Source organism: uncultured Pseudacidovorax sp., from assembly GCF_913773995.1.
In the GTDB taxonomy this organism is placed as follows: domain Bacteria; phylum Pseudomonadota; class Gammaproteobacteria; order Burkholderiales; family Burkholderiaceae_C; genus Xenophilus.
This window is the reverse complement of the sequence record NZ_CAJYES010000201.1, coordinates 49,724-55,767: the sequence shown is the minus strand read 5'-3', so window position 1 is coordinate 55,767 and position 6,044 is coordinate 49,724. Positions and strand designations below refer to the sequence as shown.

The window sequence follows — 6,044 nt, the reverse complement described above, 5'->3', positions numbered from 1 at the left end:
TGTTCATGCGCGGCTTCGGCGTGCCGCCGCAGGTGGTGCGCCGGGCGGCGCGCGGCACCGACTGAACGGCCGCACAGGCACGGCCTCGTGCCCGGCGTGCGCCGCGTGCGACCGCCTACCGGCGCCTCGCCGGCTTCCTACAAGGCCCGCGCAGGGCCCCGCAACCATGGGTGTCGACCTCTTCCCCACGCGAAGGACCCCGACTCCATGCTTGCCATGAACTACCGCGGCCCCTACCGGGTGCGCATCGACGAACGCGCCGAGCCCGAGATCGAGCACCCGGGAGATGCCATCGTGCGCGTCACCCGCAGTTGCATCTGCGGCTCGGACCTGCACCTCTACCACGGCCTGGTGCCCGACACCCGCGTCGGCACCACCTTCGGCCACGAGTTCACCGGTGTGGTCGAGCGCGTGGGCCCCGACGTGCAGCGCCTGAAGCCCGGCGACCGGGTGCTGGTGCCCTTCAACATCTTCTGCGGCACCTGCTTCTTCTGCAGCCGCGAGCTGTTCAGCAACTGCCACAACGTCAACCCCGAGGCCACGGCGGTGGGCGGCATCTACGGCTACTCGCACACCACCGGCGGCTATGCCGGCGGCCAGGCGGAATACGTGCGCGTGCCCATGGCCGACATCGGCCCCACGGTACTGCCGGAGGGCCTGGACGAGGACGACGCCGTGCTGCTGACCGACGTCTTCCCCACGGGCTACCAGGCCGCCGAGATGGGCAGCATCCGCGAGGGCGACACGGTGGTCGTGTTCGGTGCCGGGCCCGTGGGGCTGTTCGCCGCCCGCTCGGCCTGGTTCATGGGCGCGGGCCGGGTGATCGTGGTGGACCACGTGGAATACCGCCTGGCCTTCGCGCGCGAGTTCGCCCACTGCGAGACGGTGGACTTCAAGTCGGTGGGCGACATGGCCATCCACATCAAGAAGATGACCGACGGCCTGGGTGCCGACGTGTGCATCGACTGCGTGGGCGCCGAGGCCGCCGGCAGCTTCGCCCAGACGCTGACCGGCGTGAAGCTCAAGCTGCAGGGCGGCGCTGCCACGGTGCTGCACTGGGCCATCAACTCGGTGCGCAAGGGCGGGCATGTGTCCATCGTGGGCGTGTACGGACCCACCTTCAACGCACTGCCCATCGGCAATGCGGTCAACAAGGGCCTGACGCTGCGCATGAACCAGGCCTCGGTCAAGCGCCACCTGCCCAAGCTCATCGAGCATGTGCAGGCCGGCCGCATACGCCCCCGCGACATCATCACCCACCGCCTGCCGCTGGAGGAGGTGGCCGAGGGCTACCACCTGTTCAGCAGCAAGCTGGACGACTGCATCAAGGTCGTGCTGCTGCCGCCCTCGGCGCGCGCCTGACGAACGCACACGGAGGCCCCATGGCAGACAGCTCGAACACCGACTCCACCTCTTCTTCCGCGGACGCATCCACGCGCCATGCCCACATCCCCGGCTGGGGCGTGGACCGTGACCGCAACAGTCGCCCCGCCGTGCCCATGGAGCGCACGCCGCCCCGCCTGGAGGGCGTGCACTGGACGCAGCCGGCGCAGCAACCCCAGACGGTGGAGGTGCTGTGCTCCACCGAGCGCGACAGCACCCTCACGCCCATCTTCGGCAGCACGCTGCCGCCGCAAGGCGTCAGCGGCGGCCTGCGCCGCGCCGCCTTCCGCTTCAGCGAGAACGACCTGCGGCACTGGCTGATCCTGCTGCTGGCCGACCGCACCGAGATGGTCGAGGGCGTGATCGACGACTTGCGCCGTGGCCATGTGCCCAACCTGGTGGCCGAGATGGGCCTGGGCGCCGCCTGGAAGCACGACCGGCCGCGCCTCATCCGCAAGCTGGCCTGGACGGCCGGCAGCGCCGTGCTGCTGGGCCTGCTGCTGAGACGGCGGCGCGGCAGCGGTCGGCGCCTGCGCTGAACGGCGAGCCGTGCCTCGCCGCGCCGGCGAAGCGGCCCCGACGACGAACCCCGAGAAGGAAAGCGCGCCATGATGCGAACCGCCACCGAGTGCCTGGCGCCTTACGCCACCAACATGATCCGGCTCGACCACACGCATGTGGTCGCCACCTTCCATCACTACCGCACCACCGACCACCCGCGCGTCAAGCGCGGGCTGGTCGATCAGGTCTGCCTGGCGCTGGAGGTGCATGCGCAGCTGGAGGAAGAGATCTTCTATCCCGCGCTGCGCGCCGTCGCCGGCGACGAGGAGGCCATGCAGAAGAGCGTGCCGGAGCACGCCGAGATGAAGCGCCTGATCGGCCGCCTGCGCGGCATGGCCCCGGAAGACCCGGCCTTCGACGACACCTTCATGGAACTGCTGCGCGACGTGCTGCACCATGTGGCCGACGAAGAGACCCTCCTCCTGCCGCTGGCCGAACGGCGGCTGCACGACCGGCTGGGCGAACTCGGCCTGGCCATGACCAAACGGCGCATGGAACTGCTGGTGCCCCGCACCGGCGAACTGGCCTCGGCCATGGCGCGGTCGATGTCGCTGGCCACGCTCGCCGCCACGGCGGCTGTCGCGGCGGCACTGACGGCGCTGTGCCTGCACCGCCACCGGCCTCTCAGCTGATGCCCTCGGCGCCCAGCGCCGCGAGGCGCTCGCGCAGGAATTCGGCGAACGCGTAGGCGATCACCGGCAGCTGCCGGCCGCGCAGGCAGCCCAGCACCAGTTCGCCCTGCGGAAAGGCCCGGTCCTCGATGGCGCGGGCGACCAGCTCGGCATCGCCCAGCTCGGTGCCCACCGCCATCTGGAAGGTGATGGACCGGCGGTCGGCCAGGCAGCCGCGCAGGAACTCGAAGCTGTTGCTCTCCACCATGGGCTGGAAGCGGGTGGAGCTGCGCGCGAGGAAGCGCTCCAGCAGCTGGCGGCCACCGATGTCCCGGTTGGGCAGCACGAGGGGATAGTCGGCGCAATCGCGCAGCCGCAATGCGGTGTGACCGGCCAGCGGATGCTCGACGTGCATCATGGCCATCAGCCGCTGGCCGGCCACGTCCAGCCGCTGGATGTCGGACTCGGCCGGCAGGTTGAACACCAGGGCCAGATCGGTGTCCAGGCTGCGCAGGGCTTCGGCGGCATGCACGTGGTCGCCGATGCGCGCGTCGAAGGCCACCAGCGGATGCGTCTCGCGGAAGGCTGCGATGGCCGCCGGCAGGAAGCGCGGCGCCAGCGCCTGGCTGGCCACCAGCCGCACCCGGCCGCGGCGCAGGCCCTGCAGTTCCTCGATCTCGGAGCGCACCCGCTCCAGCTCGGCGCCGCGGTCGCGGATGTAGCGCACGAACAGCTCGCCCGCGGCGGTGAGCCGCATGCCGCGCGGCAGCCGCTCGAAGATGGGCGTGCCCAGCTCCTCCTCGATGTCCTGGATGCGGCGGTTGACGGCCGAAGGCGCGACGTGCAGCCGCTCGGCCGCCTGGCGGATGGAGCCGATGCGCGCCACTTCATCGACGTAGCGCAGCAGGCGCAGATGGTTCATGCGCCCATTGTGGTGTCTGCGTGCGCGTGCAGCAGGCGCGCCATCTCGGCGCTGGCCGCTGCACCCTTCAGGGCCGAGTCCCACAGGCGCGCCGCCAGCGTCTCGTGCAGGCGCAGTGCTTCCTCGTCCTCGCTGATCATCGCCACGCCATAGTGCAGGTTGGTCGGCTCCACGATGCGGAAGGGGCTGGTCACCAGCACGCGGCGCCCGTGCGGCAGCTGGACCAGCTGGAAACCGCTGGTCGGCAGCGGCTGGGTGGTCAGCACGACCTGCACGCCCATCGGCGGCGAGGCGATCAGGCCGGCCAGCCGTTCCATCTCGCGCCGCGCGGCCACGCGCCGGGCAGCGCGTTCTGCCGCGGGCAGCCGCGGGTGGCCACCGAGCCCGTGTGTGAGATAGCGCTCGATGTCGCTCACCGGCACGATGTTGACGAGCGCCGGCCGGTTGCGTGCGAAGGCGGCCTTGCGCTTGGCCAGCAGGTGCATCAGGCGCTCGGCCTCGGCCGGACTCAGGGCGGTCTGGTCGTCGCGCCGGTCGACCAGGCGTTCGGCCAGTGCGGCGTCGTAGTCGTCCGAACTCAGCATGTACGCCTGCGGCCCGAACACCACGGTCATCTGCGTGGCCTCGGCCTCCAGCCGCTGCTGGCGGTCGAAGAACAGCATGCCGTGGGTGATGTACTCGTTGCCCAGGCCGAGCAGGGCACTGGTCGAGGTCTCGTACAGCCGGGCCAGCCTTTCGAGCACCTCGAGCTTGACCACATCGCCCGACTCGTAGCGGTAGAGCAGCGCGCGCGAGATGCCGGCCGCGCGCGCCACCTGCTCGGTGCTCAGGCGTGCGTCCTGGCGCCGGCTGCGCAGGCGCTCGCCGATGTGGGCGTAGTGGTGCGTGGTGGTCATGGCTGTCGCCGTCTCGTTAATGAGTCAGTTCGCGAAATTGCACGTTGTGACGCCGGGCGGGTCGGCCTACGCTGGCCCGGCCATCGCAATACATCACGCAACGAACATGCCCACCATTTCCGTCGACGGGGTACCCGTCCACTACATCGAAGCCGGCCGCGGCGAGCGCGCCATCGTCTTCCTGCACGGCGGCTTCGGCAGCTCCTCGGAACTGTGGGAGCGCACCCTGCAGGCGCTGCCCGCCGGCTGGCGCGGCTACGCCATCGACAACTTCCTGCGCTCGGGCGCGCCACCCGACGGCTACAGCGTGCAGTCGCTGGCGCGCCGCGTGCGCGGCTTCGTCGACGCGCTGGATCTCGAAAAGCCCGTGATCGGCGGCCATTCGATGGGCGGCGTGGTCAGCCAGATCGCCGCCTCGAACGACCCCGGGCGCTACGGCGGCGTGGTGCTGGTGTGCACCGGCGCCGTCATGACCAACCACACGCTGGGCCGGGTGCTGCTGCAGGACCTGCGCGACAACGGCCATGCCAACCTGCGCGAGATCAGTGCGCACTGGTTCCGCGAACTCCCCGAAGGCTTCTTCGAGGGCTATGTGGCGCGCGCCCAGGCGGCGCCCCTGGCCGCCATGATCGACGTGCAGCAGAGCCTGCTCGACACCGACTGCCGGCCCCTGCTGCCGAAGATCACCGCGCCCACGCTGGTGGTGTTCGGCGCGCACGACGCGGGCCGCACCATCGACCACGCGAACACCCTGCTGGCCGGCATTCCCAACAGCCGCCTCGCGCACATGCCCGAGAGCGGGCACACGCCGATGGTCGAGACGCCCGAGGCCTTCGACGCCGCGCTGCACGCCTTCCTGCTCGAAACCCAATGAGGACCTCCACCATGTTCCGACGTTCCATCCTCGCCCTGGCCGTGGCGGCCGGCGGCTCCTTGCTCACACTGCCCGCCGCGCTGGCCGACACGCTCGACGACGTGCAGAAGGCGGGCGTGCTGCGCGTCGCCATCACGCTCGACTACCCGCCCTTCGGCTCGGTCGATGCCAATATGAGCCCACAGGGCTACGACGTGGAGTTCGCCAACCTGGTGGCGGCGGCGCTGGGGGTGAAGGCCGAGCTGGTGCGGGTGACGGCGCAGTCCAAGATCCCGACCATGGCCACGCGCAAGGCCGACCTGCTGCTCAACATCGGCCGCAATGAAGAGCGCGCCAAGGTGGTGGACTTCACACAGCCGTACGCGCCCTACTACATCGGCGTGTTCGGTCCGGTCGACCAGACTGCCACGGGCGTGGCCGACCTGGCCGGCAAGAAGATCGCGGTGACGCGCGGCACGCTCGAGGACCAGCTTCTCACGAAGATGGCCCCGCCCGAGGCGGCGATCCAGCGCTACGAGGACCACAGCAACACCATCAGCTCCTTCCTCAGCGGACAGAGTGACCTCATGTCGGTCGGCAACATCGTGGCCGCGGCCATCATGGAGAAGAACCCGCCGCGCAAGCCGGAGCAGAAGTTCCTGCTGATGAACTCGCCCGTGTGCGCCGCCGTCACCAAGGGCGAGCAGCGGCTGCTCGAGCGGATCAACGCGGCCATCGCGGAAATCAAGGCCAACGGCCGGCTCGCCGCCATGGCCACGCGCTGGCTCAAGCAGCCGCTGCCGGCCAATCTCTGAGGC

The 6,044-nt window shown here is 70.4% G+C and carries 7 protein-coding genes; 5 read left to right on the top strand and 2 right to left on the bottom strand.

From position 1 onward, the window contains the following. The first annotated feature begins 207 nt into the window (after window positions 1–207). The 3 genes from QZ772_RS19090 (at window position 208) to QZ772_RS19080 (ending at window position 2,576) form a co-directional block, all read left to right on the top strand. Window positions 208–1,362 carry a zinc-dependent alcohol dehydrogenase gene (locus QZ772_RS19090; protein WP_295529517.1) on the top strand — a complete coding sequence of 385 codons (1,155 nt, stop codon included), beginning with the start codon at window positions 208–210 and terminating at the stop codon, window positions 1,360–1,362. A gap of 20 nt (window positions 1,363–1,382) precedes the next feature. Then, window positions 1,383–1,922 carry a hypothetical protein gene (locus QZ772_RS19085; RefSeq protein ID WP_295529515.1) on the top strand — a complete coding sequence of 180 codons (540 nt, stop codon included), beginning with the start codon at window positions 1,383–1,385 and terminating at the stop codon, window positions 1,920–1,922. Window positions 1,923–1,991: 69 nt separating this feature from the next. Continuing rightward, entirely contained in the window at window positions 1,992–2,576 is a 585-nt protein-coding gene (locus QZ772_RS19080) for a hemerythrin domain-containing protein (RefSeq protein WP_366510621.1), read from the top strand. On the opposite strand, the gene QZ772_RS19075 is transcribed toward QZ772_RS19080, so the two are convergent. Both QZ772_RS19075 and QZ772_RS19070 read right to left on the bottom strand, forming a co-directional pair. Continuing rightward, window positions 2,569–3,477 (bottom strand): LysR family transcriptional regulator, encoded by a 909-nt coding sequence (locus tag QZ772_RS19075; RefSeq protein ID WP_295529513.1) that lies wholly within the window; start codon window positions 3,475–3,477, stop codon window positions 2,569–2,571. The two genes, QZ772_RS19080 and QZ772_RS19075, sit on opposite strands and share 8 nt — an antisense overlap. Then, on the bottom strand, window positions 3,474–4,373 hold the full coding sequence (locus tag QZ772_RS19070) for a helix-turn-helix transcriptional regulator (protein WP_295529511.1): 900 nt from the start codon (window positions 4,371–4,373) through the stop codon (window positions 3,474–3,476). The genes QZ772_RS19075 and QZ772_RS19070 overlap by 4 nt, the downstream gene beginning before the upstream one ends. Window positions 4,374–4,479: 106 nt before the next feature. Between QZ772_RS19070 and QZ772_RS19065 the strand changes: the two genes are divergently transcribed. Both QZ772_RS19065 and QZ772_RS19060 read left to right on the top strand, forming a co-directional pair. After that, entirely contained in the window at window positions 4,480–5,247 is a 768-nt protein-coding gene (locus QZ772_RS19065) for an alpha/beta hydrolase (RefSeq protein ID WP_295529508.1), read from the top strand. A gap of 11 nt (window positions 5,248–5,258) precedes the next feature. Next, entirely contained in the window at window positions 5,259–6,041 is a 783-nt protein-coding gene (locus QZ772_RS19060; RefSeq protein WP_295529506.1) for a transporter substrate-binding domain-containing protein, read from the top strand. The last annotated feature ends 3 nt before the right edge of the window (window positions 6,042–6,044 follow it).

Coding starts and splice junctions, on each gene's coding strand:
- QZ772_RS19090 (WP_295529517.1), top strand. CDS start 208: ATGCTTGCCATGAACTACCGCGGCCCCTACCGGGTGCGCATCGACGAA.
- QZ772_RS19085 (WP_295529515.1), top strand. CDS start 1,383: ATGGCAGACAGCTCGAACACCGACTCCACCTCTTCTTCCGCGGACGCA.
- QZ772_RS19080 (WP_366510621.1), top strand. CDS start 1,992: ATGATGCGAACCGCCACCGAGTGCCTGGCGCCTTACGCCACCAACATG.
- QZ772_RS19075 (WP_295529513.1), bottom strand. CDS start 3,477: ATGAACCATCTGCGCCTGCTGCGCTACGTCGATGAAGTGGCGCGCATC.
- QZ772_RS19070 (WP_295529511.1), bottom strand. CDS start 4,373: ATGACCACCACGCACCACTACGCCCACATCGGCGAGCGCCTGCGCAGC.
- QZ772_RS19065 (WP_295529508.1), top strand. CDS start 4,480: ATGCCCACCATTTCCGTCGACGGGGTACCCGTCCACTACATCGAAGCC.
- QZ772_RS19060 (WP_295529506.1), top strand. CDS start 5,259: ATGTTCCGACGTTCCATCCTCGCCCTGGCCGTGGCGGCCGGCGGCTCC.